Genomic DNA, 26,341 nt, shown 5'->3' with positions numbered 1-26,341 from the left:
CGAACGCTTGACGGGGGATAACATATGGGAACAAATGTGGAACAACAGGCTTTTGCCGTCATTAAGAACGGAACAATCGTAACCCCGCGCGGGTTCGCTGCTGGCGGATTGCACTGCGGGCTGAAAAAAACATCGCGCAACGATATCGGCGCCATTCGCTGCGACGTACCGGCGGCTGCGGCTGCGGTATATACAACGAATGTATTCCAGGCAGCCCCGCTCAAGGTCACTCGCGAAAGTCTCGTGAACGGCCGCCTGCAAGCGGTGGTAGTGAACAGCGGCAATGCGAATGCTTGCACGGGGCAGCAGGGCGAGGACGATGCGTACGCCATGCGCGCTGCGGCTGCACGCGAGCTGGGCGTAGCCGAGGACGATGTTGCCGTGGCATCGACGGGTGTCATTGGCGAATTGCTGAAAATGGACGCGGTGCATGCAGGCATTGCCGCATTGCCAGCAAACCTGGGCGTGGATGCGGAGCAGGCGGACCAATTTTCCCAAGCGATCCTGACCACGGATCTGGTGAAAAAGGAAGCTTGCGTATCCGTTGAAGTAAACGGCAAAACGGTAACGATTGCGGGCGCGGCCAAAGGCTCGGGCATGATCCACCCGAACATGGCGACGATGCTTGCTTTTATGACCACGGATGCGGCCATCGGTTCGGAGGCCTTGCACCAATTGCTGCGTCAGACGACCAACCGCACGTTCAACATGATTACCGTTGACGGGGACACGAGCACGAACGATATGCTGGTGGCCATGGCCAGCGGATTGGCCGACAATGAAGAGCTGACGCCTGAGCATGCCGACTGGGAAGCTTTTGCGGCTGGATTCATTTATGTGTGCGAAGTGCTGGCCAAAGCGATCGCCCGAGACGGCGAAGGCGCCACGAAACTGGTGGAAGTCCAAGTAACCGGGGCAGTTAGCGATGACTCCGCACAGGCGATCGCCAAGACCGTGATCGGGTCCAGCCTGGTGAAGTCCGCCATGTTCGGCGCCGATGCCAACTGGGGGCGCATTATCGCGGCTGTAGGGCGTGCAGGCCAGCCTGTTAACCCGAATACGGTGGACATCCGTTTGGGCGACATTTCGGTGCTGAAGCAGTCCAGTCCGGTAGTTTTCGATGAAGAGGCGGCGCTGGCCTACCTGCAAGGCGATACCGTTCGCATCGTGGTCGACTTGAACCATGGCGAAGGTTCCGCCATCGCATGGGGCTGCGACTTGACTTACGACTATGTACGAATCAATGCGGCATACCGCACATAATAGAGCATTTGGATAGGTTGAACTAGACATTTACATGACCACGTAGTGTCTCCGTGTAAAAATCATTGGTTCAATGTTAATTCATCAGTGAAAGGGGTGGCGTCATGAGTTCAACAACTTTGCCAAGCGAACAGAACGGGGCTCAGACCGAAGCGGGTAAGCAGCGCTTTGTGATGAAATGTGGAGGAAGCACGCTGGCGGCGTTGCCGGAATCGTTTTTTGCGGATCTGCGGGATCTGCAGGCTCAGGGCATTCAGCCCGTCATTGTGCACGGCGGCGGCCCGGCGATCTCGGACAATTTGGCAAAGCTCGGCATCGAGACCGAATTCGTGAACGGATTGCGCAAGACGACCGAAGCGGTGTTGGATGTCGTGGAGATGGTGCTCGCGGGCAGCATCAACAAACAGATCGTTCGCCTGATCCAGCGCGTAGGAGGCCGGGCGATCGGATTGTCCGGCGTGGACGGGGGACTCATCCAGGCCAGACCGGTAACGAACCACGCTGAAATCGGCTGGGTTGGTGAAGTAACTGGTGTGGAAGCGCCGATTATTCAAGGCGTTGTGGACATGGGTTACATGCCTGTCATCGCGCCGGTGGGCGTGGATGTGAGCGGGCAGCGCTACAATATCAACGCCGACACGGCGGCTGGAGCAGTAGCATCCCACCTTGGCGTAAGCCGCATGATCGTCGTGACGGACGTGCCTGGCATCATGAAGACGGTACGCGGCGAGAAAAAGGTGCTGCCTTCCGTCTCCGTGCAGGAGATCGAGGACATGATTCAGACCGGAGAAATCTATGGCGGCATGATTCCGAAAGTGCGCGCGGCCATTGCCTGCATTCATGGCGACGTCCGCGAGGTCGTTATCGTGGATGGCAGCGAACCGCAAATTTTGAGCCGCGTGCTTGGCGGAGAAGCGATCGGTACGCGCATTATCCGGATGCCTTAGGAGCTGCAAGGAAAGTAGCGATGCTTTATTTCGTTGCAGCCTCTTAATCGGCATTCCCTACGCATTCATTAAGGAACAGGAGAGTGAAACGGCGATGGCAAAAGACAATGAACAAATCGGCGCCGCTACGGCGGTAGCGGGTGCCGTAGCGACTGGGGCGGCGCCTTCCGGGCAAACGGAGAGCTCGCTTTTTCAGACATATTCGCGGTATCCCATCAGTCTTGTTAAGGGCAAAGGCAGCTGGGTATGGGACGATCAAGGCAACAAATACTTGGACTTCATGAGCGGTCTTGCGGTAACGAGCCTTGGCCATGCGCCCGATCAAATCGCGGCGAAGCTGAAAGCGCAGATCGATGAGCTGTGGCACGTATCCAACCTGTTCCAGATTCCCGGCCAGGAGAAAGCGGCAGCGCTGTTGACGGCGAATACGTGCGCGGACGCGGTGTTCTTCTGCAATAGCGGGGCGGAAGCGAACGAAGCGGCCATCAAGCTGGCTCGCCGCTATCACCAGAAAGTGAAGGGTACGGACCGCTATGAAGTGATCACGTTTGCCCAATCTTTCCATGGACGCACCTTGGCAACGTTGACGGCAACAGGCCAGGATAAAGTGAAGGAAGGTTTCCTTCCGCTCCCGGCCGGTTTCGTGACCGTACCGCTCCATGATACAGAAGCGCTCGAAGCAGCCATCGGGCCCAAAACGGCGGCGATCATGATTGAGATGGTGCAGGCGGAAGGCGGCGTGCATCCGGTCAAACGCGAATTCGTCGAGCATATCCGGAAGCTGTGCGACGAGCACGGATTGCTGCTGATCGTGGATGAAGTGCAAACGGGCATGGGACGGACAGGCAAGCTGTTTGCGCATGAGCATTATGGCATTGAGCCGGATATTTTCACGGTCGCCAAAGGGATCGGAAGCGGCTTCCCTGTGGGCGCCATGCTGGGTAAAGGATATCTGAAAGATGCGTTTACGCCGGGCAGCCATGCGACTACGTTTGGAGGTACGCCGCTCGCTTCGTCGGTGGTGATCGCCACCGTGGAAACGATGCTGGAGGAACGCGTGCCGGAGCGTGCCGCAGAGACTGGTGAATACCTGATGAATGCACTGCGCGAGAAGCTCGCAGACATTCCGTTCGTGAAGGAAGTGCGCGGCCTCGGGCTGATCGTGGGCATCGAGTGTGCGGAGCCGGTCGGCGATATTATTACGGCTGGGCAAAAGCGCGGCATTCTGTTCGTCAATGCAGGACCGAACGTGATTCGTCTGCTGCCTAACCTGTTGGTGAGCAAGGAAGAGGTTGATCAGGCGGTAACCCTCGTTACGGAACTGATCCAAGAGCATGTTGCTGCTAAAAACGCGTAATTTGTAAGTCCACTCTTCAATTGAAGGTTGGTTAAAATATTTCGTTTGCTCCGGGGGCCACTTCTGGCCCTACGGGTAAACATGTACAGCTGAATCCCTGCAGCCGCATGGCGCCGCGTGAGAATGCAGAAGAGAATGGGTTTTCTTTTCTGCCCAGGCGGGTGCAGGGAACCGGAATGAAGGAGGATACGAATAATGACGCAAGCATCGCAAACCCAAATCAAAAAAATCGACCTTAGAGGCCGGGATTTCATCGAGTTCACGGACTATACGGCAGAGGAAATCCGTTATTTGCTCGATCTGGCCATCGAGATCAAAGGAAAACAGAAAAACGGCGTGCCTTATCAGCCGCTGAAAGGCAAAACGATCGGACTTATTTTCGAAAAATCGTCCACGCGTACGCGGGTATCTTTTGAAGTAGGCATGTTTCAGTTGGGCGGACACGCGCTGTTCCTCAGCAAAAACGATATTCAGCTCGGTCGCGGCGAGACGACGCATGATACGGCGAAAGTATTGTCCCGCTATCTGGACGGAATCATGATCCGTACGTTCGGACATCATAACGTGACTGAATTGGCGGAACATGCAGATATTCCGGTCATCAACGGCCTAAGCGATGCAGCGCATCCATGCCAAGTGCTGGCTGACTTCCAAACGGTGCTGGAGCACAAAGGCAAGCTTGAAGGCTTGAAGCTGGCATACGTGGGCGACGGCAACAACATGGCGCATTCCCTCATGCTGGGTGCGGCGAAAATGGGCATCCATGTCGCAGTTGCTACGCCGAAGGGATACGAGCCGGACAGCGCCATTGTAGAGCAGACACGCAGCATTGCAAAGGAGAGCGGCTCTGAAGTTACCGTAACTTACGATCCGCATGAAGCTGTGAAGGACGCGGACGTGGTATACACGGACGTATGGGCGAGCATGGGCTTTGAAGAGGAGCAAAAAGTGCGCGAGCAAGCATTTGCGGCCTATCAAGTGGACGAAGAGTTGATGAAAGGCGCAAAGCCGGACTACCTGTTCTTGCACTGCCTGCCGGCGCACCGCGGCGAAGAAGTGAGCGAAGGCGTCATTGACGGCCCGAACTCCGTCATCTTCGACCAAGCCGAAAACCGTTTGCATGCACAGAAGGCCTTGATGGCTGCGTTAATGAGCGAATAACCGCCGTTTGCCTCAAAATGGTTGATTTTGAGGACGGGGTTAGCGATGATAGAACAAAGCGAGATTTATCATTATTTATTAATTATATTTTTTGATAGAAGTGGATTTGATGTTTGTGCATTAACGGAGAGTGCAGAACCAATCTGGAGAAGCGAAGCGCTCGCCTTTATCACCGGATTTGCCCGTTTATAGGGTGATCAAAAAATCCGGGGATAACGAAGATCGGAAGATGGTACTGCAATCGGAGTGGTGTGCACAACCCAACATATTCACGGATATCAACTTTGGGGGAAGCGACAATGGCTAAGGAAAAAATCGTACTCGCCTATTCCGGCGGACTGGACACATCGGTCATTTTGAAATGGCTGAAAGAAACATATGATGCGGAAATCATCGCCTTCACGGCAGATATCGGTCAGAAAGAAGAATTGGACGGACTGGAAGAGAAAGCACTCGCAACGGGCGCGTCCAAAGTGTACATCGACGATCTGCGCGACGAGTTCGCGAAAGATTTCATTTATCCAATGTTCCAGGCAGGCGCTCTTTATGAGGGACAATACCTGCTCGGCACAAGCATCGCGCGTCCGCTGATCGCCAAACGCATGGTGGACATCGCACGCGCCGAAGGCGCTACGGCGATCGCTCACGGCGCTACGGGCAAAGGGAACGACCAAGTTCGCTTCGAGCTGAACGCGGCTGCATTGACACCGGATATTCAAGTGATCGCGCCTTGGCGTCTGGAAGAATTCCGCAACCAATTCCCTGGACGTGCGGAAATGATCGCATATGCCGAGAAACACGGCATTCCGGTAACGGCTTCCGCGGCAAAACCATACTCGATGGACCGCAACCTGCTGCACATCAGCTATGAAAGCGGCGTGCTGGAAGATCCTTGGTTCGATCCAAGCTCTGAAGAAAATAAAGACATGTTCCTGCTCAGCAGCTCTCCCGAGGATGCGCCGGATCAACCGGAATATCTGGAGCTGGAATTCGAAAAAGGCGATTGCGTGGCCTTGAACGGCGAGCGTTTGAGCCCGCTGCAAGTCATGGAGAAACTGAACGAGCTGGGCGGCAAACACGGCATCGGACGCGTCGACATGGTGGAAAACCGCTTCGTCGGCATGAAGAGCCGCGGGGTATACGAGACGCCGGGCGGCACAATCCTGTTCACCGCTCACCGCAAAATGGAATCCATCACGATGGACCGCGAAGTGATGAACCTGCGCGACAGCCTGATTACGCGTTACAGCACGCTGGTATACAACGGCTTCTGGTTTGCGCCTGAACGCCTTGCCTTGCAAGCACTCGTGACCGAAAGTCAGAAAAACGTGACCGGAACCGTGCGCGTGAAGCTGTACAAAGGCAACATTATCGGCGCAGGGGTTCAAAGCCCTGTCAGCCTGTACAATCCGGACATCGCTACAATGGAAGCTGACCCGACGCAAGCGTATGACCAAGGAGATGCAACCGGCTTTATCCGCTTGAACGCGCTGCGCCTGAAAGTGAACTCCGGCGTGGAGCAAAACAAAAACTAATTCGCGGGCGCCGGGCGTTTTATACGGCTCGGAACGTGCATATACAAGCTGCCAGCGTTGGCATGCATAATCAATGACAAGGCGGGCCGTTCTTGCCGAAACTTCGGCAGGAGCGGCTTTGTCCATGAGCGAAAGGGGAATATTCACCGTGAGCAAGCTGTGGGGCGGACGTTTTACGAAACAAACGAATCATCTGGTGGAGGAGTACACGGCATCCATCAACTTTGACAAAGCGCTGGCTGAGGAAGACATTCAAGGCAGTTTGGCCCATGTGACGATGCTCGGCAAATGCGGCATTTTGCCTGCCGAAGACGTGGAAACGATCAAGGAAGGCCTGATTACCGTGCTGCACAAAATCCGTGCAGGCGAAGTGGAGTTCTCGGTATCTGACGAAGATATTCATATGAACATCGAGAAAAACCTGATCGAAACGATCGGCCCGGTTGGCGGTAAATTGCATACGGGGCGCAGCCGGAATGACCAGGTCGCAACGGACATGCACTTGTACCTGCGCGAGCGCGTGGTTGGTTTTGTCGGCATGCTGCATGCGCTGCAGCAAGCGTTGATCGGGCAAGCGAAGGACAACCTGGATACGATCGTGCCGGGGTATACGCATTTGCAGCGTGCGCAGCCGATCCTGTTCGCGCATCATTTGATGGCTTACGTGTCCATGTTCCAACGCGATGCAGAGCGGCTGATGGACAGCTACAAACGCATTAACGTGCTGCCGCTGGGCGCCGGAGCGCTTGCCGGAACGACGTTCCCGATCGATCGCCACTTCGTGGCCGAGCAGCTCGGGTTCGACGGCGTTTACGAAAACAGTCTGGATGCGGTCAGCGACCGTGACTTTATCGTGGAGTTCCTGGCAGCGGCGTCCCTGATCATGACGCATCTGTCCCGACTGAGCGAGGAACTGGTGCTGTGGAGCAGCACGGAGTTTGGCTTCGTGGAGCTGGACGACGCGTTCTGCACAGGCAGCAGCATCATGCCGCAGAAGAAAAACCCGGACGTACCGGAACTCGTTCGCGGCAAAACGGGACGTGTATACGGCAATCTGATGGGCTTGCTCACGGTGCTGAAATCTCTCCCGCTTGCTTACAACAAAGACATGCAGGAAGACAAAGAAGGCATGTTCGATACGGTAGCCACGCTGGAAGGCGCGCTGCAATTGTTTGCTCCGATGATCGCGACGATGAAAGTCAACAAAGGTCGCATGCGTCAGGCCGTCAATCAGGACTTCTCCAACGCAACGGACATCGCCGACTTCCTCGTGGGCGAAGGGCTGCCTTTCCGCCAAGCGCATGAAGTCATCGGCAAAACGGTGCTCTACTGTATCCAGAACGGCAAATATTTGCTCGATCTGACGATCGACGAATTCCGCCAGTTCTCCCCGCTGTTCGATGAGCGCATCTATGATGTGCTGCAGCCGGAGGCGGTGGTCAACGCCCGTAACGTTTACGGCGGAACGGCATCCGGCCAGGTTGCCGAAGCGATTGCACGCAGCGAAAAGGTGCTCGAGCTGACGGAGCAGTGGATCGAAAACCGCGGTTAATGTTTGGTCCGAAACGACCGGTTATATACAAAGAAGCAGGGTGAGAGCGTAAGCTCTCGTGCCTGCTTCTTTTTTTGGTAAAAGACGAAGCGGGCAGAATGTAAAATTCTGCTCCGATCGCTCTCGCTTGCCGACTATTCTTTCTTCGCCAATGGCAGCCATTTCAGGACATCCTGGATTTTCGCATCCCAATATCCCCATTCGTGAGCCCCAGGCCCTTCTTCGTAAGTCAGTTGGAAGTCTGTCTGTGCACAGGCCTGTCGGAACGTTTGATTGTCTTCGTAGAGGAAATCCTCTGTGCCGCAGCATTGGTATAAAAGAGGGCGAGGTCCTGTGGAAGCTTGGCTTTCCTTCAGCAGATGGAGCAGATCGTTTTCCGTCCCGGCGATGCTCGGCCCGAAAATGCGTTCCAGCTCCGCGCGGCTAAGTGCGCCGGAAGCGTTGTCCATGTGCGCTGCCATGTCGAGCGCGCCGGACAAGCTGGCTGCGGCCGCATACTGGTCCGGCTTGCGCAGCGCAAGCTTGAAAGCGCCGTATCCGCCCATGGAGAGGCCGGCAACGAAGTTGTCCTCCCGGCGGTCGGACAACGGGAAGAACGAGCGCGCAAGCGCGGGCAGCTCTTCGCTGATAAAGCTCCAGTACCGCCCGCCTTCGGCCATGTCGGTGTAGAAGCTGCGATGGACTTGCGGCATGACGACGGCAATGCCGAGCTGAGCCACATAACGTTCGATCGAGGTGCGGCGCAGCCAGATGGAATCGTCGTCGGACAAACCGTGCAGTAAATACAGGGTAGGATGAAGTCCTTTGCCCGTTACATTTTCCATGCCGATCTGGGTGTGGGTCTGCTGCGGGAGAATGACGTGCATACTTGTGCTCAAGCCAAGCGTATCGGAATAAAAGTTGCAAGTGATCAGTGCCATAACGTGAAGTAACCCCTTTCATTCGTGTTCATACCAAGATTAAATGGATTGTCCCTCTTTTGCAATCATGAATATGGATTTCTCGAACGGTATCCGTTATCGATGAAAATAGAACGGTAGTCGCATACTTAAATGAAAAAAAGCGGGTTGATCTCTCAACCTGCTTCTTTGTGATTCGTATCTATTCACGGCTTCTGCCAGCTGCCTGTCGCAACCTCCGTCGACACGTCGCCGCTGCGAGCGACGATATGTCCCCGAACGATGGTACCGGTCACGCTGCACGGGAAGGTATGCCCGATATACAGGCTCTGCTTATGCTTCGCATAATAATTTTCTTCCGTGACCGTAAACGCTTCGTTCAAATCGACGATCGCCAGATCGGCATCCATCCCGATGGCAATGGTGCCCTTGCTGCCCGCGAGACCGAAGCGCTCCGCCGGATTCGATGCCGTCCACGCGGCAACCTGCTCGAGCGGGATGTCGTGCGCCAGTGCCAGTTCCAGGGCCGACAGCAGCGTGAACTGTCCACCGCTAATGCCGCCCCAGGCCTGAAAGAGGTTATAATCTTTCGGGTCCTTCATATCGTACGGACACGGTGAATGGTCCGACGACAGCATATCGAATTTGCCTTGTGCCAGCAGGGCGATTAGCCGTTGCTGCTCGTCTGCTTCCCGCAGTGGAGGCGCGCACTTGGCGATGCTGCCTTTTTCCCGCAGACTATTGTGATTAAAGAGCAAATAATGCGGGCACGTCTCAACCGTTACATTCATGCCGCGAGCCTTCGCCGCCTCGATTCTCGCCACGGCCGCAGCCGAGCTGATATGCACAAAATGCAGCGCGCAGCCGGTTATTTCCGAATAATGCAGTGCGCGTTCCACTGCTTCAACTTCGGCGAGAATCGGGCGAGTCTCCAGATAGTCGTCAGCACTCACAAGTCCCGCCGCTTCCTTTTCCGCTTTCAGCCAGTTGGTGATTGCTGCGCTCTCGGAATGCAAGGCCAGTACCTTGCCGAGTGCTGCGATCTTTTTCATGCCGTTCAGGAGCGTCATGTCGTCCACGGCTTCGAATTCTTTGTTGCCTGTCGTGGACAGGAACGCTTTGAATCCAATCACGCCAGATTCCGCCAAAGGCTGCAGATCGTCTTCGTTACCCGGCACGAGTCCGCCCCAAAGGCCGAAATCGACGAGCGACTTTTCGTTTCCAAGACGAGCCTTATCCAGCAGCGCCTCCTCATTCACCGTAGACGGAATGCCGTTCAGCGGCATATCGAAGAAGGTGGTGCAGCCGCCGGCAGCCATCATGGCTGATCCGGTCGTAAAGCCTTCCCAATGCTCGCGGCCCGGCTCGCTGAAATGAACGTGCACGTCGATCATGCCTGGAAGCACATGGAGTCCCGCCGCGTCCCATTCCTGCTCTGTTTCGCCCTCCAGTTTGGCGGCAATTGCCGCAATTTTTCCGTCTTTGACCCCGACATCGGCTTTCGTGACACCGTCCGGCAGCACCACGCTGCCGCCGCGTACGATCAGATCGTAACGTTCCATGCGCATCTCTCCTTTTAGGTGGTGGTTTCCAATGTATAGTTGAGACTGTTTATTCAAAAATCGTGCCCTTCTTGAACGATGAGCCTTTGAAAGCGAGTTTGCTCAGCAGCAGGTATGCGATGCCCGCTACGGTAAATCCGATGATCCAGCCGATGTCGACCAGTAGGAATGCTGCGCCTGCTCCGATCAGCATGGCGAGTATGGCGCTCGGATTATAGCCTTTGAAAGCGCCGTTTTCCAGATACAGCTCTACCGTATCGACCTTCTGTTTGCGCAAAATGTAGTATTCGACTAACATAATTGCGACGATCGGACCAAGGAAAGCGGAGTAGATCAGGATGAACATGTTTAAGCCTTTGGCCGAAGAATCCTGCACGAGTACCCAAGGGAAGGAGCAGAGCGCGAGTAATCCGGTTATAATGACGGATGCTTTGTATTTCAGCTTGGTAACGAGCGAGATGACGTAAGCTGGCGGTACGATGTTGGCCACCATGTTGACGGCAACCGCACCGATGACGATGAAGGCGGACACACCAACGGTGATATACGGATTGTCGACGATGACGGCGAATGCTTTGACCGGATTGGAAATGCCTGTCGCCGCGGCCATCATGGCCCCGATCGTCAGGACGAAGCCGTAGGCGATAAAGATGGGCAAGAAGTAAAGCATACTGCGTTTTTTGTCGCTGATGCCGCTTTTGAGCTCACGGGAATAGTCCGCTGCGCTCAGAAAGATCGCCGCATAGTTGCCGAGAAATACCATGATGAAGGCGAAGAAGGGAAGTCCCCATGTCCCCTGAGCGTTCACCCAATGCTCGGCAATTGCCGTGCTGTGGGAATTGAGCAAGATGCCGAACACGTAGACGAGGGCCAGCATGATGACAACGGAAGCGAGCGTCTCCACCCACTTGATCGCATGAAAGCCATAAAGCGAGAGAACGATCTGAACCGCCTGCAGTACCACGAAACAAATCGGGATGCTGTCGAAGCTGCCGCTACTCAGCACCTTCACAATTTCATTCAGCGCCGTTGCCCCGACCCAACTCTGGAAACCGTACCAGACGATGGCAGGCACGCCGCGCAGGAATGAGGAAATCATCGAGCCCTTGATGCCGAACGACATCCGCAGCTGAACAACGTAAGGGATGCCCGTCCGGTAGCCGAATCGGTCGTTCAGGGCGAAAATAACGGAAATGATACCGATCGCAATGATCGCGGCTACAAATGTCTGAAACACATTGAGCGTAGCGACGCCAGCGGCAATCAGGCTCGCCCCGAGCGTCATGTTGCCGAGGTTCACGCCGTCCCCGATCCACATAAACATGTAAGATACTGGTCCAATCTTTCTGCCGCTCTCTTGCTTCGGTTTCAGGGAGTCGTCCACACTGATCTTTTCCTGCAGCTGCGTCTCCTCCAACACTCGACCTGCCAAATTCGTAGACATACTCGACCCACTCCCTCGTTTTTATTGGGTGTGCAAGGCTGGTCGGTTTGAAGATTAAACGACCGTTCGGCCAGCCTTTTGCATATATCCCAGATGATTTTATGTAAGATAACATTACTCTAATATGTAATGTATACTGACCTTTGGTTTATGTTTCTTATTTTATCACCTTATCTTCATAAATCATTGACAAAAACGTAGATTGTCATCGGGTTTGCTGTTGAATTTGACTAAAAAAATATTACATATCGCGTAAGTTTGTGTTGTAAGCGCTATATTTCCGGGTTTTGATGTATAAAAGTACAAGGAATTTGATTCAGGTCTCCACGATATTGCTCAGTGTTTTTAGCCCGGCGATTCGGCATTCTACCTTGTCTCCCTGTTTGATCACGACGGAACCGGGCGTTCCTGTTAAAATAATATCTCCCGGATGCAGCGTCATCACATGTGAGAGGAAAGAGATCAGGTAAGCAGGGGAGAAAATCATCCTGCTGACGGTATTACGGTGCGCCACTTCACCATTCAGCACGGTCTCGACCTCCAGTTCCGCCAGGCTCGCATATTCATCAACTGTAGTGAGGGTGGCGCCCAGGCTCAGAAACGTGTCGAAGCTCTTGGCGCGCTGCATGAATCGGGGATTGCGAGAGTGGATATCCTTGGCAGTCATGTCGAGCGAGGTCGTGAAACCGGCCACGACACTCATGGCTTCCTCTTCACTGATTCCCTTGCACGTTTGGCCGACGACGATCGCCAGCTCTGCTTCCGCGGTGATTTGCCCCGCTCGATCCGGGAGACGGATGCACTCGCCGGGACCGATCAGCGATGTGTCTGGCTTGAGGAAAATGACCGGCTCTTCCTCCGGCGGACGTCCGGACAGCTCGATTGCTTTTGCCATATAGTTCATGCCTACGCCAATCATTTTTCCCGGCTGGCGGTAAAGCGCACGATAAGAGACTTGTCCGTGCACGAGGGCAGGCAGTTCAGTGAGGAGAGTCTTTCCGCCGCCGGTATACCAGCCGAGCAGAGTGTTTAGTTTGTTTTTTTGCAGCAATGCCAACAGATCCGTTTCCCAATCCGTCCCTTCCCGTTCGTTCAGCCATACCAGCGGGATGATGCCCCGATCCGTCAAAAAGGCGGCTTGCTCCCGTTGTTCGTGTACAATTGTTGCGAGTTTCATCCGAGCACCTCTTCCGTAACATGTTTTGATGTCCAGTGCAGCAGTTTCATATCCGTATTCGGACCGCCGATAAAGGAAAGTCCAAGCGGTAGCCCGTCCTGGCGGATCACGGGGATGGTAACCTGGGGTAGGCCCGAAAGTCCCGCGATACAGGACAACTGCATGGTCTTCGCCCGGTAATCCTCGGCTTCCAGACCTTGCAGCCCAAGCAGTGGAGCGGGGCCTGGTGCGGTCGGTATTGCCAGGAGCCCGTCTTCGCCCAGCAGTTCAACGAGCTTGCTCCGAATGCGGACGCGCAGTTCGGCTTCTGACGTGCAGGCGGATTCCTCGAGTGTTCCGGCCCATGCAAAACGTTCCGCGATTCCTGGGCCAAACTTCGGACGCTCATTTGTTATCCATTCACCGTGTTCCCGAGCGATTTCCAATCCCTGAAGCACGCGGAACGCCGCCGACCAGTCAATCAGGCTCTCCGTATGTCCTGTCAATCGGACTGCGGATCCACCATCCTGCCAGTCGGTAAGCTGTCGGAGCTTCGTATTCAGAAGCGAGCGGTCTTCGGCTTCGAGCAGGCCCCATGCTTCTTCCGCCGTGAAAAAACGCGTGAATTGCGGTATGTCGCTGCCGGATGGGTGAACTTCCGCGTTTTCACTGAAGGTTTTGCTGACCCGCTCAAAATTCGAAGTGCCTTTGCTCGTTTCCAGCAGAACGCTTCCGACGTCTAATAAAACGTTCGCAGTCCGGCTCATCCAGCCGACCGTATCAAAACTGCGTGCCAGTGGAATGACGCCTTCTGTCGATACGGCTCCGTGCGTAGGGCGGAAGCCATATAGGCCGCAGTATGATGATGGAATGCGTACTGAACCGCCAGTATCCGTTCCTATGGCAAAGTCGACCAGCCCCGCCGCAGCCGCGACGGCCGAACCGCTTGACGAACCGCCGGGGATCCGGTCGGGTGCGGCGGGGTTGACCGGCGTTCCGTAATGGGCGTTCTCCCCGTTCAGGCTGTACATCAGCTCGTCGGTCTGCGTCGTGCCTTCGAGTTTTGCGCCGTTTGCCAATAAGACAAGTAACGCCGGAGCGGTAGATTCGGCCGGTTTGTGCGTGCGCAGCCAATCCGGGTTGCCGGCGCCGCTTGTTACGTCCTTGATGTCGAAGACGTCTTTGACTGCAAAAGTCAATCCGGTGAGCCGGCCTGTTCCGGTGCACGGCAGCTTGATTGAAGCGTCGACGAAAGCTCCCCATTTGTCGGCCTTGGGCGGATTATTTTCCGCCTCAGCGTTTCGTTTTGATACCTCTGTATGAACCTGGTGTATTCCTCTCATTATGTTTCTCCTTTCGTTTATGAATCGAGGTGGAGAACGCTCCGGGAAGAATGGGCTTCTCCTTAATCATGTACTCGATCATCGTTCAAGCCCGCTGCCCCTGCTTACCGTGCGGAGCGGAAGCGGACCCGGTCCAGCAGCAATGCCAGTAAAATGCCGACCAGCAGGCCGTTTCCGAGCAGTGGACGCAGCAGTGGGGGCAGCGAAGAGAAGGTTGATGACGGCAATCCCATAACGATAATTCCGACAAATAAAGGCGCTGCCGTCCGGTACAGGTTCGCCGCATCCATACGAATTTGGCCGAAATATTGCAGCGAAGAGCCAAGCAGCCGCAAATACGTCACCAACAGCACGGCGCTCCCGATGCTTAGCGGCAGTTGCGTCAGTACAGCACTGACTGCAGGAATCAGGCCGATTCCGAAGAACAGCAAACCGCCGATCACGAAGGGGAGCCGATCTCGGATGCGGGTTTGCTGGAGAAAACCCACGGACGAAACATAAGGTGCATATGGCACAAGTCCCAGTAGCCCGGACATGACCGCGAGCACGCCGCTGATCGTGAAGGAGCGTCGGTACTGGCCTCCAGATGCCTCTTGTTCGTAAATGCTGTCGGTTCCTTTCAATGCCCCGAATGTATTCGAGGTGTTGACTAAACCGGCGATGACTGCAATGGCTACAACACCGGTGTCGAGTCCATCCGAAGGTCCGCCGAGCGGGAACCAGCCCGCTTCCAGCTTGCCTGATCCGGCTGTTGCGCTTTCTCCGCCGAAGATCAACACAAACAGCGCCCAACCGCCCAAAATGCCGATCAGCAGCGCATATTGTCCGATCGCGGCTCTGGCTTTTACCGACAGAACGGCGACGAAAATGGCCACTGCTGCGGCTAAGAGGGAAATGCTTGGCTGAATGACCGAGGCTTCGGAGGAAGAACCTGCTGATATGCCGAGCATGCCTTCGAGAAAAATCGTGTTCAACCTGCAGCCGAGCAGGAACATGAATACTGCCATCACACCTGGCGTAAACAGTTTCGATAATGGAGCGCCCAATCCGCATACACTGATCAGAACTGTGATTACGCCTGAGATCATGATTCCGACCGCCAGACTGCCGCCCAGTTCCGTTAGCGAAATGCCCAGAGACGGCGCGGATGCGCTGAGGCTCAGGATAACGCCCCACCATAATCCGGACTGTCCTTCCATGACAGCTCTTTGATGCCCAAGCCCTGCTTGTACGACACAGGCAAGCCCTGTCAGGACAAATGAGCATTGAATCAAAAATTGAATTTTCTCCTGCGGCAGCCCGAAGGCTGCTCCGACGGTGATCGGAATGACGACCGTATTCGTGAACAAAAAAAACAGCCACTGCAGCCCCGCTAGACCCGAGCGCAGCGAGATCAAATGGTTCATACTTCACCTTCCGCTTGGAGCTTCGTTGAATCCGTTCAAGCGGCGCATCCATGCGCAGAACGCTTTTCATCGAAGCTGAATTTATGCAAAAGGATTCCGGAGGTTTCCGGAATCCTTTGTAACTGAAAATCAGTGTGAACGGACGCCGCGTCTTGTTCTTCGCGTCGTAGCCCGTCTTAGCTTTGCGATGCAACATCTAACCGTGCTTGTTCATACACATCAAGCGCCTCTTGCACGCCGCGTCCGATCACGATCGGAGCGTTATGTCTGATCAGCACAGCTTCCAGCGCGGACAGAACGAAGAGGACGTTCTCTTTGCGGCAGCTGTAGCCCATCGTGCCGATCCGCCAAATCTTCCCGTGAAGCGGGCCGAATGAGTTGGCAATCTCGATGCCGAACTGTTGTAGAAGCATGGTTCGGACGGACTCGCCGTCGACACCTGCCGGAATATTCACGCAAGTCACGACCGGCAGCTTCCATGCGACGTCGTTGAATAACTCCAGGCCCATGCCTCGGATGCCGGCCATCAGTGCCTTTTCGTGCAGTTTATGTCTCTCGAAGCGTTCTTCGAGTCCTTCGTCGAGCAGAATGCGCAGGCCTTCGCGCAGCGCGTACAGCATGGACGTGGCCTCCGTATGATGATTCAGCCTGCGCGGTCCCCAGTAATCCTGCAGCTGGCTTAAATCCAGGTAGTTGCTGCGGATCGGCTGCGCGACGTTCCGGCGGTCACTGTCGATCGCGACGCCGCGCTCGACCTTTTTCCGGCTCGCCAGAATACGCTCGACTCGCTCGTTATAGGTGACTGGAGCCATCCCGGACGGCACGGAAATGCATTTCTGCGTTCCGCCGATGACCGCGTCAAGCTGCCATTCGTCCACTTTGACCGGCGCGCCGCCGATCGAAGCGACCGCATCGACGACTGTCAGCACGCCTCGCTCGCGACAAGCTGGTCCGATTTTGTCCAATGGCTGCATGCAGCCTGTTGAGGTTTCTCCGTGCACAATGGCTAAAATTTTCGGCTGTATGCGCTCAACTTCATCGATGACGGCTTGTTGGTCGAACACTTCTCCCCATGGACACTCCATGAAGTGAAGCTCGGCACCATAACGCTCTGCAATCTCGGTCAACAGATGGCCAAAGCGGCCGAAGATCGGAATGAGTACCTTGTCGCCTGGTTCGATCAGACTGCAGAGTACGGCTTCCAGGCCGGAGCGGGAAGTGCCGTCGACAGGGAAGGCCCACTGGTTCGCCGTCTGGAACGTCTGCCGCAACATGTCCATGGTTTCGTTCATCATCCGCGTGAATTCCGGATCGAATTGGCCCAGAATCGGCGTCGCCATCGCGCGCAGCACTCTTGGATCAGCCTCGACCGGCCCCGGCGTCATAATCGTTCTCAAAGGTGCATGGATTTCCCGGTACTTCGTCATCTCGTAACGCCTCCTGATTGTTTATTCAATAAGCTAGCTTATACAGCAGGTCGATCAGCAGGCGCACGCCGCGCTGCAAATCTTCCGTATTCGTAAATTCCTCCGGCGAGTGGCTGATTCCGCCCCGGCTCGGTACAAACAACAGCGCCGTCGGACAATAGATCCCGAATACCTGTGAGTCATGTCCCGCCCCGCTGGTCATCGTTTTGTACGAAATGCCTTTCTGCTTCAAAATATCTTCGGCAGTCGCGCTCAGTACAGAGTCCATCGCGACCGGCGACTCGTCCATCCATTTCCGGCAAACGACGTCTGTTCCATGTTCGGCCGCGATGTTCTCGAATTCGCCAAAGCATTCCTCGCAGAACAACCGTATTCTCTCCGCATCGCTGTGCCGCACGTCCAAGCTGAAGGTGACCTCTCTAGCAATCACGTTTCCGACATTTGGCTTGACATCCATCCGACCGACGGTGGCGACCAGTCCGCTCTCGTCCGCTTTGGCACGATGCGTTAGCAGCCGGATCAATTCGGCTGCGGTAAACATCGCATCGTGACGCCAATGCATCGGCGTCGTGCCGGCATGATTGCTCTCGCCGCGAACCGTAATATCGTAGCGGCGCTGTCCGACGATATGACTGACAACGCCGATGGATTTCCCTTCGCGCTCCAACACCTGGCCTTGCTCGATGTGCAGTTCGATAAAGCATTCCAGGTCGTTGCGCTCCGGCTGCGGATGCTGTCCGAATCCGAACCCGGCATCCCGCATCGCTTGCTCGAACGGAACGGCGTTGGCGTCCTTGATGTCGCGAACCTTCTTCCGGTTCTTGACTCCGGTAATATTGCCGGAGCCCCAGTAGGTCATCGGAAAGCGGCTTCCTTCTTCTTCGCATAGTGACACAACCTCGATCGGCTTGAGCGGCAGGCCATAATGGGTCAGTAAATATTCCACGGCAATCAGCGCGGCGACGATGCCGTAGGCTCCGTCATATTTTCCGCCGCCTTTCACTGTGTCGATATGCGAACCTGTCAGTATGACACGCGCTTCGGGATCACGGCCGGCAACGCGGCCGAAGAGATTGCCGACATCGTCGTAGCGGGCAGACAACCCGGTTTTTTCCATTTTCTCTTTGATTGCCCGCTGGGCAGCTATCCAGGCGGGGTCATACAGCAGCCGTGTCACCCCGCCGCTTTCGTCTCCCCCGTGGGAGGCCAGCCATTCGATCATGTTTTCGACCTGCTCGGATAAGGCTGACGGATTCGGCTGTTCGATCATCAATGTAATCTCTCCCCATTCCGGCACCACAAGCTTTCCAACCGGTGTTATATTTGTTAACTTGGCAATATGATTAATTAATCGTAAAATAAAACAAAAGGGAAATCATTCACGTAAATGTAGAAGAATTAGAAAATTTATTAGTCATGTTAACCAAAGGGTGAGGGAACGATGAAACTGGATGATCTGCTGAAGCTGCCGGTGTTTGATGGGACTGCCATTGTCGCGGGAGCGAAGGGGGTGAATCGGGAAGTTTACACCGTCAATATGATGGATGCCCCCGATATCATTCCTTACCTGAAAAGAAATGAATTGCTTGTTACGACGGCCTTTCATTTTAAGGATGATCTGCCGGCACTCCTGGAGTTGATCCGGCAGATGAGTCGTCAGGACTGTGCGGCCCTCGGCATAAAAAGCAAACGGTTCCTTGGCGGTATTCCCGAGTCGGCGGTCCGGCTTGCGGACGAGCTGGGACTGCCGCTGATGGAACTGCCTGTGGAACCGTCACTCGGGGATATCGTCAATAAATCGTTGAGTCATATCCTCGACGTGCGGACAACCGAACTGCACAATGCCATGAAGACGCATCGACAATTCACTCAGCAGATTATGAGCGGCCAGGGCATTCCGAAGCTGCTGGACCAACTGGCTTCCCTGCTGCGGTTGCCTGTTCTTCTGCTTGGTCCTTACCTGCAGCCCATCTGCGGTCGCTTCTCCGCTGCCTCCACCGCGGTTCGTTTTGAAAATATGCTGTCCGGAGGCAGTCGTGTTCATGTGGCACCTTCCATTTTCTCCGCTTTCTCCTTGCTGGACGAAGAACGACAGACGATCACGCTGTTTCCGGTATATACCCATAGACAACTGCATTACCTATGTATTGAGGGTTTCGTTTTGCCGACCGAACGTTCGAGTATTCTGACCGTGGAACAAGCGACCAATGTCATCGCGTTCGAGCTGATGAAGGACAACGCGCTCAAGCAAAATCGTCGCCAGATCCAGAACGAGTTTTTCGCTAACTTCATCGGGGGTTCGTTCTCGAGCAGTGAGGAGATCGCCAGCCGAGGCCGGGAATTCGGCCTGTCTTCACACCAGCGGTATATCTGCGCGGTCGGCAAGCTCGATGGTACCGACAAAACGACCTCGTTTATGCAGTACAAAGCGGAGCAGGACCGCATCGCCGAACATCTCGAAGCGGAACTGGCCCATTTCCGCCATCCGCTGCTTTTGTTCAACCATGATCGCTCATACGTGTTCTTGATGCCGATGGTCCAGGAGTGGAAAGAGGTTGAACCTTCTTTTGTGGCGCTTCTGGAACGCCTTCAGATCAAAATCGCTGCTCATTACGGAGCGGAACTGTCGTTCGGCGTCAGCGGTTATGCGCAGCCTCTTGCCCAAATCCCTGTCTCTTATAAGGAAGCGAACGAAGCGCTATACTTCGGCAGCATGGCGGGCAAGACACATTTTATTGAACATTATCAGCCCAAAGAAGTGCCCGAAATTTTGCGCATGATCCCACACGAGCATTTGCGGAAGTTTTACACCGACACGATGCAAGGTTTCACAGATGAGACGCTTAAGGATCATCATATGCTGCTCCAGACGTTGTCTGTTTACCTGGAGACTCATTGCCAACTTGCCGAAACGGCGAAGCGGCTGTACATCCACCGCAATACGGTTATTTACCGATTGGAAAAATGCGAGGAGATTATCGGCCGGAGTCTTAAAGATCCGGAGGAAACGCTGCGTCTGCGTATGGCATTCAGAATTAAAGCGTTGCTGCCGGAAGACGGAATGGAGAAGAAGTAAGGAAACAAACGAAGAAGATATCCGTGCCGAGAGCGGCGGACTTTCCTGACGGGGGAGTCCGTCGTTTATTTTTGTTAACGGTGCCGTTGGAGCGGGTTTCATCTCCGGGTATAGAAGTGTGTTTCCCGGGAATCATTGAATTATGATTTACAACGTAACAATGTTATGTTACGATGTTTGCGACGAAAGGGAGGTTCGAAAATGACGGATGATTTGATCTCCAAAAAAGAATTGCTGGACCTGACGGGCATATCCTACGGCCAGTTGTACCGCTGGAAACGGAAAAACCTCATTCCCGAGGAATGGTTTATTCGAAAGTCTTCCTTTACCGGGCAGGAGACGTTTTTCCCAAGACAGCAAATACTGCAGCGCATCGATAAAATTTTGAATATGAAAGATGGCTTGTCCCTGGACGAATTGGCCGATGTATTCTCGCCATCTCTCGGGGAAGTGAACATGTCTGCGGAGCAGTTATTGGATCGAAACATTGTTACGGAGCTATCGCTAAGTTTATTGAAGGAAGCTGGACGCGAGCAGCCGCAGTATGCACTTGAGCAGATTATGATGCTTTACGTTCTGGAGAAGCTGCTTATGGGCGGAGACATTACACGCCAGGAGGGAGCTTTGCTCATTGGAGTCATGGCGGAGCATTACTATCGTTTTGCCGGCAAGCCGTGCGAGCTGCTGTTATTGCGCAAAATGGGCGTGCCTGCATTCATGCTGGCCGGCGCAGGGGCGGAGATTTACTTTGATGAAGGGGTAAAGGTTGTCCTGAGGTTGCCGCTGGGCACGTTCATGGAAGAATTGAAACTCAAATTGGGATAGGGAGCGATTGCACATGGAAGAACGGAAGTTGCGCAATGATCTGAATGTATCTGGTGTGAGTAAAGCGGCAGGAGGGCAGTTTCATCGCGTGCAGATCGATGGGATGGCCAAAATCAACGGAGACCTGGATTGCACCTCCATGGACGTAAACGGAACATTGCGCCTTGAGGGAGCGGTAGATGCGGAGAGTGCCACGATCAACGGCGTGTGTACGATGAACGGCCCTCTCCGCTGTGATCGCGCTCGCATTGACGGGCTGGCGACCATTCACGGCGATTTGAACAGTCCCGAATTGGATGTCAACGGAAAGTGCAGCGTACACGGGAGAGTGGATGGCGAGCGTATCGACATTGGCGGCATGGTGAGCGTGGATGGTGATGTGCAGTGCGAAACGCTCCATGTGCAGGGCAATATCAAAATCAGTGGTTTGCTGAACGCAGGCTCTGTGGAAATCAGGCTTCATACAGCTTCTTCGGCCAAGGAAGTTGGGGGCGAGACCATTGTTATCCGCAGCAGGGAACAAGGCGGGTTCTGGAAAAACATCGGTATGGGCGGCAAACCATCTTTCAAGGCCGATCTGATCGAGGGGGACGAAGTCGTGCTTGAGGATACGGAAGCGGATATCGTGCGAGGCGGCAAAGTCCATATTGGGCGAGGATGCAAAATCCGGCTGGTCGAATATTCGGACATATTGGACGTCGATGGGGATGCTGTTGTAGGCAGCAGCAAACGTATATAAGAGAAGCGATGTAACGAGAGAGGAAGGTGGAATCTGATATGGATCGTCAAGCTAAAGGTGCATCGGCGCAGCCTGGGGACATCAGCATTACCGGGGAAAGCAGCTGGGCAGGTGGTGAATACGGCAAAGTCAAAGTCGTAGGGGACTCCACGTTTAATGGTGCTACGCGCTGTCGCCAATTCAAGTGTACCGGGACATCGATGGTGAAAGGTTCGCTTGATGCGACCGAAATCAAAGTGACGGGAACCCTCGCTTTGGTGGCAGATGAGGGTGGAGGCAAGACTCAGGCTCTGGGGAACGAAACAACCGCTTCCGGTGGCAACAGTCAATATGATCTCAAGGCGGAAGAGGTAAAAGTGGTAGGCGAGCTGCATGTGCCCGGAAACTGCCAGGCAGAGCGGATTCGGCTGACCGGGAGCATTGAGGTAGGAGGCATGCTGAGTGCCGAACAACTGAGCATTCAATTGAAGGGTCCGTCCAGGGTGCATGAGATTGGCGGTTCCCGAATTGCGGTCGAGCGAGGCCGTGGAAGGCTGATTCAAGGGCTGCTCGGGCAGCATGCCGTGGCGACGCTGAAGGCGGACGCGATTGAAGGAGACGATATCGAATTGGAGGACGCTGAGGTTAACGTCGTCAGGGGCCATCGGATTGTCATCGGCCCGGGATGCCGAATCGGTTTGGTGGAATATACGGAATCGCTGCAGGTCCATCCTCAAGCGGAGGTTAGGGAGCAGCGCAATCGGTCTCAGGACTGATTAACCCCGGAAACATTTCGGCTATACTAGTCCAGTCGAAAATGAATAGATCGCGGAATGGAGAGATTGGATTACGATGGCTGTACGGAAAAACAATATTGGATTGGTGCTGGCAGGGCTGCTGCTTAGCATCCTGATGGCTTCGATGGATAATACCATCGTGGCCACGGCGATGGGAGACATCGTCGGCAAACTCGGGGGACTGGACAAATTCGTATGGGTTACCTCCGCCTACATGGTCGCCGAGATGGCAGGCATGCCGATTTTCGGCAAATTGTCCGACATGTACGGACGCAAGAAATTTTTCGTGTTCGGCATATTGGTATTTATGCTCGGATCTGCTTTGTGCGGAACGGCAACGTCGATCGTTGAACTGACGATGTACCGGGCCGTGCAAGGGATCGGGGCAGGTGCTCTGGTGCCGATTGCGTTCACGATCATGTTTGACGTGGTTGCGCCTGAAGCGAGAGGCAAGCTTGGCGGTCTGTTCGGAGCCGTTTTCGGGTTATCCAGCGTATTCGGCCCGCTCCTCGGGGCGTACATTACGCAATACGCGGCATGGGAATGGGTATTCTACATTAATTTGCCGCTTGGCCTGATCGCGTTTGTGTTTATCGCGTTTTTCTATAAGGAGTCACATCAGCATCAATCCCAGCAGATCGACTGGCTGGGGGCGGCGACACTGATCGGCGCGGTCGTATGCCTGATCTTTGCGCTTGAGCTTGGCGGCAAGGCATATGCGTGGGATTCAGCACAGATTCTCGGCTTGTTTGCCGGATTCGTCGCGTTGACGCTGCTGTTCCTGTATGCGGAGAGCAAAGCGAAGGAACCGATCATTTCGTTTGCCATGTTCCGCACCCGGGTATACTGGTCCAGCAATGTTATGGCGATGTTCAGCGGGGCGGCATTCATTACCGCTTCGGTGTACATTCCGATTTTCATTCAGGGCGTGCTTGGTGGAAAAGCCACGAATTCGGGGCTCGTACTGTTGCCGATGATGCTGGGTTCCGTCGTCACGGCCTCGATGGGCGGCGTGTTGATGACCAAAGTCCGGTATCGAAGCATCATGATTCCTACGCTTGCACTGCTCGTGGTTGGACTTGGTCTGCTGACGACATTGGATGAGAACTCTTCCTTGTGGACGATCCGGATTTTCATGGTGTTGATTGGTCTCGGCGTGGGCGGTTCCTTCTCGGTGCTCAGCAATGCGGCCATGAACGCGTTCGAGCCGCGCCAGCGTGGTGCCGCAAGTTCAACGCTGAATTTTCTGCGATCCTTGGGCATGACGATGGGCATCACCATTTTCGGAATCGTGCAGGGGCAAGTTTTCACGCAAAAAATGAGCGAGGCTCTTGGTGGCGGCGCGGCGGGCAGCGGAGCAGCCGCAGGCGGCATACCGCAGGGCGTGGACCTGGCCGACCCGCATGCGCTGCTCTCGCCGGAGCTTAGGCAGGCGATCCCGCCCCAAGTGCTGGAGGCTATTACGCATGCGCTCTCCTCTTCCATCGTGCAGCTGTTTGCCTGGGCCATCATTCCGGCCGCGTTGGCCTTGATCGCCGCGTTTTTTATGGGCAAGGACAAAATGGTTGTGGGCGAGGAGCAGGGAGAGTATACCGCAGGCCACTAAGTGGGAAGTTTGGTTCATGTTTTGCTGAGCATATTCCATCACGCAAACTTGCTATTGCAATGAACGACTCGTTCGATGCATCGGCAGCAGGCAAGCGTTGTGGAGGAGCATCCAATCCATGCTTGGCTTGATCCATCAAAACAGAATCGTACATGCAGCAAACGAACGCAAACATACACAATGAAATGTTAATTATTTGCATCACTACCATCATCGAGGGACCGTCCAGTCATAAATATGACAGGGGCGGTCCTTTTGATGTGGAGCGAACAAGCTGTAACGAATCTGAGGCACCTTATTCCGTGAAAATCAGCATGTGGAAAATTGTAATGAACCTGACGCACGTTATTTCAAGGGGATTGCGCCTAAACAGCGCATTTTCCTATGAATAGCGTGTCCTGGGTTCGTTACAATTTTTGAGTGTGCAAAAGCCTCCATATAACGCGTGTGAAGTTCGTAAGCGTACTCGCGATTAGCCCCAAGTCGCAGTGAACCAGCCTACCGGCCCCGAGCACACCTGGAACATGATAAAGGAGCGCAACCATCCGAACCTCACCGTTCGTATAAGGTTGCGCTCCTTTTATCACATCGGGCACATGAATACACAAGTGCAATCTATGGAAGCTTCTGTTGCAAATACCGCGTCATGCTCTTCAGCAAACTATGTCGATAGATGTATAAACCTTCTGCGCCTTCGCATGCCTACATCGAACTCACCCGAGATTGACCCTGCATGACCTGTTCGCCCTGGCCTCGGGACCATCATCTCCAAACTTTCCCTCAGGGGCGGCTGCTGCTGACCCCATCCTCCACGACGGACGGTTCCTGCAGATCGGGCAGGCTGCTGTGGCCCGAGCGGGCAATCAGGCGGTTTTGTGCTTTGTACGTGTCTCGCGAGATCGTTTGGGTTTCCACGACTTTGCCGTCGACTTTTTTGATGCGAACGGTTTCTACGATATATCCCGGTTGGCCGTTTTGGAGAACCTGCTCTACGCCTTCGGGCAGCACGTTGCTTGAGACGTATTTCACCGGAACGCCGAGCGTTTCGACCGTCCGGGATTCCAGCTCATAGGTGACATTCTCGGGGAATGTGCCGAAAAATTTGACGGTGAGGTATCCGCCCTGAACCTTGGCATGGATCAGCAGCGACTTCCCGGTATTGTTTTTGAAACGGAAATTGATCGCCCCCGAGGCAAAAGTGGCATCAAGTCCTTTCGGCAAATACTTGACCGGCAGGGAATGATTGCGGCGCTCGACGATGTCCAGTCCCGTCAAAAGGGCGGCATTGTATACGGTGCTCGATACTTGGCAGATGCCGCCACCGATGCCTGGCGTCAAGCGGCCGTTCACGATCACCGGAGCTTCACGGAAGCCGTATTCTTTTTCGGCCTTGCGAATGACCTTTTCATAATCGAACATGCCCCCCGGAGGCAGAATCATGCCGTCTACCGCCTGGGCCGCCGAGCTGACGTTATGTATCCGTCCGTTGCTGCTGTTTCCCAAGCTTGTGGAGAACTGGACGATTTTCCGTTCGATGCCTTCCTGCTGCAGCGAATGCACGGTCACCTCGGGTTGCTGGGTGTACAGAGGGAGCCGAACCGACACGGGTTTGCGTTCCTTGGCGGAGTCTATTCCGGTAAAATCATGAGGGAGCTTGGCTGCCATCAGGCTTACCAGCTCATCCCAGGCGATCCGGCGGGCGCCTTTCTCGGGGATGTATTGTACTTTGTCGCCTGCGGTGATGCGGCGGACGGCGTTCGCGGGCGATCCGAAGGTCTCTTTTTCCCATTCCGGATTCAATCTCTTCTTGAGGATGCCTGCTTCATACGACATGTCCAGCGACCACGTCTCGGCGAAATGATAGCGCGCATAGGCACGTTCCCATACATCCCCTTCCTCCAACGCCTTAACGGCGGACCGGAATGCGTCTGCCCCATAGCGGGCTCCCGTTTCGGATGCCGTGAATTGCAGTGTTTGGGGTTCCGGTTCGACCACTTCAAGCGAGACGGGCCAGTCCGATAGCTGTTGCAATCGCTCGTCCAGCGTGCTCAAAACACTTTTACGGGGCTGTCCCCCCACGGACCAACCGCCAACGACGACTTCTTTGGGGAGGTTAGGCTGGTTCACGTACATATAGAGCACACCGTAAGAAGCGGAACCGAGAAGGAGTAACGAAAAGAGGGCAATGACCGTCAAATGTATTTTTTTCATCAGCGTACGCTCCTTTTGGCTTCTGTTGTTCCGTCATTTGCAACATGCTTTATCTA

The 26,341-nt window shown here is 54.7% G+C and carries 20 protein-coding genes; 11 read left to right on the top strand and 9 right to left on the bottom strand.

What is annotated here, in order from left to right:
• The first annotated feature begins 24 nt into the window (after nucleotides 1-24).
• The 6 genes from argJ to argH all read left to right on the top strand — a co-directional run bounded on the left by argJ (nucleotide 25) and on the right by argH (nucleotide 7,815).
• The gene (gene argJ, locus SNR34_RS28215) at nucleotides 25-1,263 is read left to right on the top strand and encodes a bifunctional glutamate N-acetyltransferase/amino-acid acetyltransferase ArgJ (RefSeq protein WP_486180660.1); all 1,239 of its coding nucleotides are present in this window, start codon (nucleotides 25-27) and stop codon (nucleotides 1,261-1,263) included.
• Nucleotides 1,264-1,367: 104 nt separating this feature from the next.
• Nucleotides 1,368-2,210 (top strand): acetylglutamate kinase, encoded by an 843-nt coding sequence (argB, locus tag SNR34_RS28210; protein WP_486180659.1) that lies wholly within the window; start codon nucleotides 1,368-1,370, stop codon nucleotides 2,208-2,210.
• A gap of 94 nt (nucleotides 2,211-2,304) precedes the next feature.
• Nucleotides 2,305-3,567, top strand: a complete 1,263-nt coding sequence (gene argD / locus SNR34_RS28205; protein ID WP_486180658.1) for an acetylornithine transaminase — start codon at nucleotides 2,305-2,307, stop codon at nucleotides 3,565-3,567.
• Between the two features lie 195 nt (nucleotides 3,568-3,762).
• A complete protein-coding gene (argF, locus tag SNR34_RS28200; RefSeq protein ID WP_236420906.1) occupies nucleotides 3,763-4,728 on the top strand; it encodes an ornithine carbamoyltransferase in 966 nt (321 codons plus the stop codon).
• A gap of 299 nt (nucleotides 4,729-5,027) precedes the next feature.
• Nucleotides 5,028-6,263, top strand: coding sequence for an argininosuccinate synthase (locus SNR34_RS28195; protein WP_339274895.1), 1,236 nt, complete (start codon nucleotides 5,028-5,030; stop codon nucleotides 6,261-6,263).
• A 148-nt stretch (nucleotides 6,264-6,411) separates the two neighbouring features.
• On the top strand, nucleotides 6,412-7,815 hold the full coding sequence (gene argH / locus SNR34_RS28190) for an argininosuccinate lyase (protein ID WP_236420946.1): 1,404 nt from the start codon (nucleotides 6,412-6,414) through the stop codon (nucleotides 7,813-7,815).
• Between the two features lie 134 nt (nucleotides 7,816-7,949).
• Here argH and SNR34_RS28185 read toward each other — a convergent pair whose 3' ends face one another.
• The 8 genes from SNR34_RS28185 to allC all read right to left on the bottom strand — a co-directional run bounded on the left by SNR34_RS28185 (nucleotide 7,950) and on the right by allC (nucleotide 18,322).
• Nucleotides 7,950-8,735: an alpha/beta hydrolase gene (locus SNR34_RS28185; RefSeq protein WP_236420904.1), complete on the bottom strand. Its 786-nt coding sequence runs from the start codon at nucleotides 8,733-8,735 to the stop codon at nucleotides 7,950-7,952.
• A gap of 185 nt (nucleotides 8,736-8,920) precedes the next feature.
• A complete protein-coding gene (locus tag SNR34_RS28180; RefSeq protein WP_486180657.1) occupies nucleotides 8,921-10,276 on the bottom strand; it encodes an allantoinase in 1,356 nt (451 codons plus the stop codon).
• A 49-nt stretch (nucleotides 10,277-10,325) separates the two neighbouring features.
• Nucleotides 10,326-11,720 (bottom strand): NCS1 family transporter, encoded by a 1,395-nt coding sequence (locus SNR34_RS28175; protein WP_486180656.1) that lies wholly within the window; start codon nucleotides 11,718-11,720, stop codon nucleotides 10,326-10,328.
• Nucleotides 11,721-12,036: 316 nt separating this feature from the next.
• A complete protein-coding gene (locus SNR34_RS28170) occupies nucleotides 12,037-12,897 on the bottom strand; it encodes a fumarylacetoacetate hydrolase family protein (protein WP_486180655.1) in 861 nt (286 codons plus the stop codon).
• A complete protein-coding gene (locus SNR34_RS28165) occupies nucleotides 12,894-14,219 on the bottom strand; it encodes an amidase family protein (RefSeq protein WP_486180654.1) in 1,326 nt (441 codons plus the stop codon). The genes SNR34_RS28170 and SNR34_RS28165 overlap by 4 nt, the downstream gene beginning before the upstream one ends.
• 104 nt (nucleotides 14,220-14,323) lie before the next feature.
• Entirely contained in the window at nucleotides 14,324-15,625 is a 1,302-nt protein-coding gene (locus SNR34_RS28160; RefSeq protein WP_486180653.1) for a uracil/xanthine transporter, read from the bottom strand.
• Between the two features lie 176 nt (nucleotides 15,626-15,801).
• On the bottom strand, nucleotides 15,802-17,052 hold the full coding sequence (locus SNR34_RS28155; RefSeq protein WP_486180652.1) for a pyridoxal-phosphate-dependent aminotransferase family protein: 1,251 nt from the start codon (nucleotides 17,050-17,052) through the stop codon (nucleotides 15,802-15,804).
• Nucleotides 17,053-17,077: 25 nt separating this feature from the next.
• A complete protein-coding gene (allC, locus tag SNR34_RS28150) occupies nucleotides 17,078-18,322 on the bottom strand; it encodes an allantoate deiminase (protein ID WP_486182520.1) in 1,245 nt (414 codons plus the stop codon).
• 171 nt (nucleotides 18,323-18,493) lie between these two features.
• Here allC and SNR34_RS28145 point away from each other — a divergent pair, with 171 nt between their 5' ends.
• The 5 genes from SNR34_RS28145 (at nucleotide 18,494) to SNR34_RS28125 (ending at nucleotide 24,074) form a co-directional block, all read left to right on the top strand.
• Complete coding sequence (locus SNR34_RS28145; RefSeq protein WP_486180651.1) at nucleotides 18,494-20,128, top strand: PucR family transcriptional regulator; 1,635 nt, start codon at nucleotides 18,494-18,496, stop codon at nucleotides 20,126-20,128.
• Between the two features lie 201 nt (nucleotides 20,129-20,329).
• On the top strand, nucleotides 20,330-20,953 hold the full coding sequence (locus SNR34_RS28140; protein WP_486180650.1) for a YhbD family protein: 624 nt from the start codon (nucleotides 20,330-20,332) through the stop codon (nucleotides 20,951-20,953).
• Nucleotides 20,954-20,966: 13 nt separating this feature from the next.
• The gene (locus tag SNR34_RS28135) at nucleotides 20,967-21,692 is read left to right on the top strand and encodes a polymer-forming cytoskeletal protein (RefSeq protein ID WP_486180649.1); all 726 of its coding nucleotides are present in this window, start codon (nucleotides 20,967-20,969) and stop codon (nucleotides 21,690-21,692) included.
• A gap of 38 nt (nucleotides 21,693-21,730) precedes the next feature.
• Nucleotides 21,731-22,447 carry a hypothetical protein gene (locus tag SNR34_RS28130; RefSeq protein WP_486180648.1) on the top strand — a complete coding sequence of 239 codons (717 nt, stop codon included), beginning with the start codon at nucleotides 21,731-21,733 and terminating at the stop codon, nucleotides 22,445-22,447.
• A gap of 76 nt (nucleotides 22,448-22,523) precedes the next feature.
• Nucleotides 22,524-24,074 carry an MDR family MFS transporter gene (locus tag SNR34_RS28125; protein ID WP_486180647.1) on the top strand — a complete coding sequence of 517 codons (1,551 nt, stop codon included), beginning with the start codon at nucleotides 22,524-22,526 and terminating at the stop codon, nucleotides 24,072-24,074.
• A 780-nt stretch (nucleotides 24,075-24,854) separates the two neighbouring features.
• Here the strand turns inward: SNR34_RS28125 and SNR34_RS28120 are convergent.
• Complete coding sequence (locus tag SNR34_RS28120; protein ID WP_486180646.1) at nucleotides 24,855-26,285, bottom strand: VanW family protein; 1,431 nt, start codon at nucleotides 26,283-26,285, stop codon at nucleotides 24,855-24,857.
• Between the last annotated feature and the right edge of the window lie 56 nt (nucleotides 26,286-26,341).

The sequence above is a fragment of the Paenibacillus sp. XP01 genome, assembly GCF_057364885.1.
This window is presented reverse-complemented; position numbering and strand designations above follow the sequence as displayed.

Excerpts from the sequence above, each read along its gene's own strand:
- argB (WP_486180659.1), top strand. The coding sequence starts at position 1,368 with ATGAGTTCAACAACTTTGCCAAGCGAACAGAACGGGGCTCAGACCGAA.
- SNR34_RS28120 (WP_486180646.1), bottom strand. The coding sequence starts at position 26,285 with ATGAAAAAAATACATTTGACGGTCATTGCCCTCTTTTCGTTACTCCTT.
- SNR34_RS28170 (WP_486180655.1), bottom strand. The coding sequence starts at position 12,897 with ATGAAACTCGCAACAATTGTACACGAACAACGGGAGCAAGCCGCCTTT.
- allC (WP_486182520.1), bottom strand. The coding sequence starts at position 18,322 with ATGATCGAACAGCCGAATCCGTCAGCCTTATCCGAGCAGGTCGAAAAC.
- SNR34_RS28175 (WP_486180656.1), bottom strand. The coding sequence starts at position 11,720 with ATGTCTACGAATTTGGCAGGTCGAGTGTTGGAGGAGACGCAGCTGCAG.
- argJ (WP_486180660.1), top strand. The coding sequence starts at position 25 with ATGGGAACAAATGTGGAACAACAGGCTTTTGCCGTCATTAAGAACGGA.
- SNR34_RS28180 (WP_486180657.1), bottom strand. The coding sequence starts at position 10,276 with ATGGAACGTTACGATCTGATCGTACGCGGCGGCAGCGTGGTGCTGCCG.
- SNR34_RS28145 (WP_486180651.1), top strand. The coding sequence starts at position 18,494 with ATGAAACTGGATGATCTGCTGAAGCTGCCGGTGTTTGATGGGACTGCC.
- SNR34_RS28195 (WP_339274895.1), top strand. The coding sequence starts at position 5,028 with ATGGCTAAGGAAAAAATCGTACTCGCCTATTCCGGCGGACTGGACACA.
- SNR34_RS28155 (WP_486180652.1), bottom strand. The coding sequence starts at position 17,052 with ATGACGAAGTACCGGGAAATCCATGCACCTTTGAGAACGATTATGACG.
- SNR34_RS28125 (WP_486180647.1), top strand. The coding sequence starts at position 22,524 with ATGGCTGTACGGAAAAACAATATTGGATTGGTGCTGGCAGGGCTGCTG.
- SNR34_RS28160 (WP_486180653.1), bottom strand. The coding sequence starts at position 15,625 with ATGAACCATTTGATCTCGCTGCGCTCGGGTCTAGCGGGGCTGCAGTGG.
- SNR34_RS28140 (WP_486180650.1), top strand. The coding sequence starts at position 20,330 with ATGACGGATGATTTGATCTCCAAAAAAGAATTGCTGGACCTGACGGGC.
- SNR34_RS28135 (WP_486180649.1), top strand. The coding sequence starts at position 20,967 with ATGGAAGAACGGAAGTTGCGCAATGATCTGAATGTATCTGGTGTGAGT.
- argF (WP_236420906.1), top strand. The coding sequence starts at position 3,763 with ATGACGCAAGCATCGCAAACCCAAATCAAAAAAATCGACCTTAGAGGC.
- SNR34_RS28130 (WP_486180648.1), top strand. The coding sequence starts at position 21,731 with ATGGATCGTCAAGCTAAAGGTGCATCGGCGCAGCCTGGGGACATCAGC.
- SNR34_RS28185 (WP_236420904.1), bottom strand. The coding sequence starts at position 8,735 with ATGGCACTGATCACTTGCAACTTTTATTCCGATACGCTTGGCTTGAGC.
- SNR34_RS28165 (WP_486180654.1), bottom strand. The coding sequence starts at position 14,219 with ATGAGAGGAATACACCAGGTTCATACAGAGGTATCAAAACGAAACGCT.
- argD (WP_486180658.1), top strand. The coding sequence starts at position 2,305 with ATGGCAAAAGACAATGAACAAATCGGCGCCGCTACGGCGGTAGCGGGT.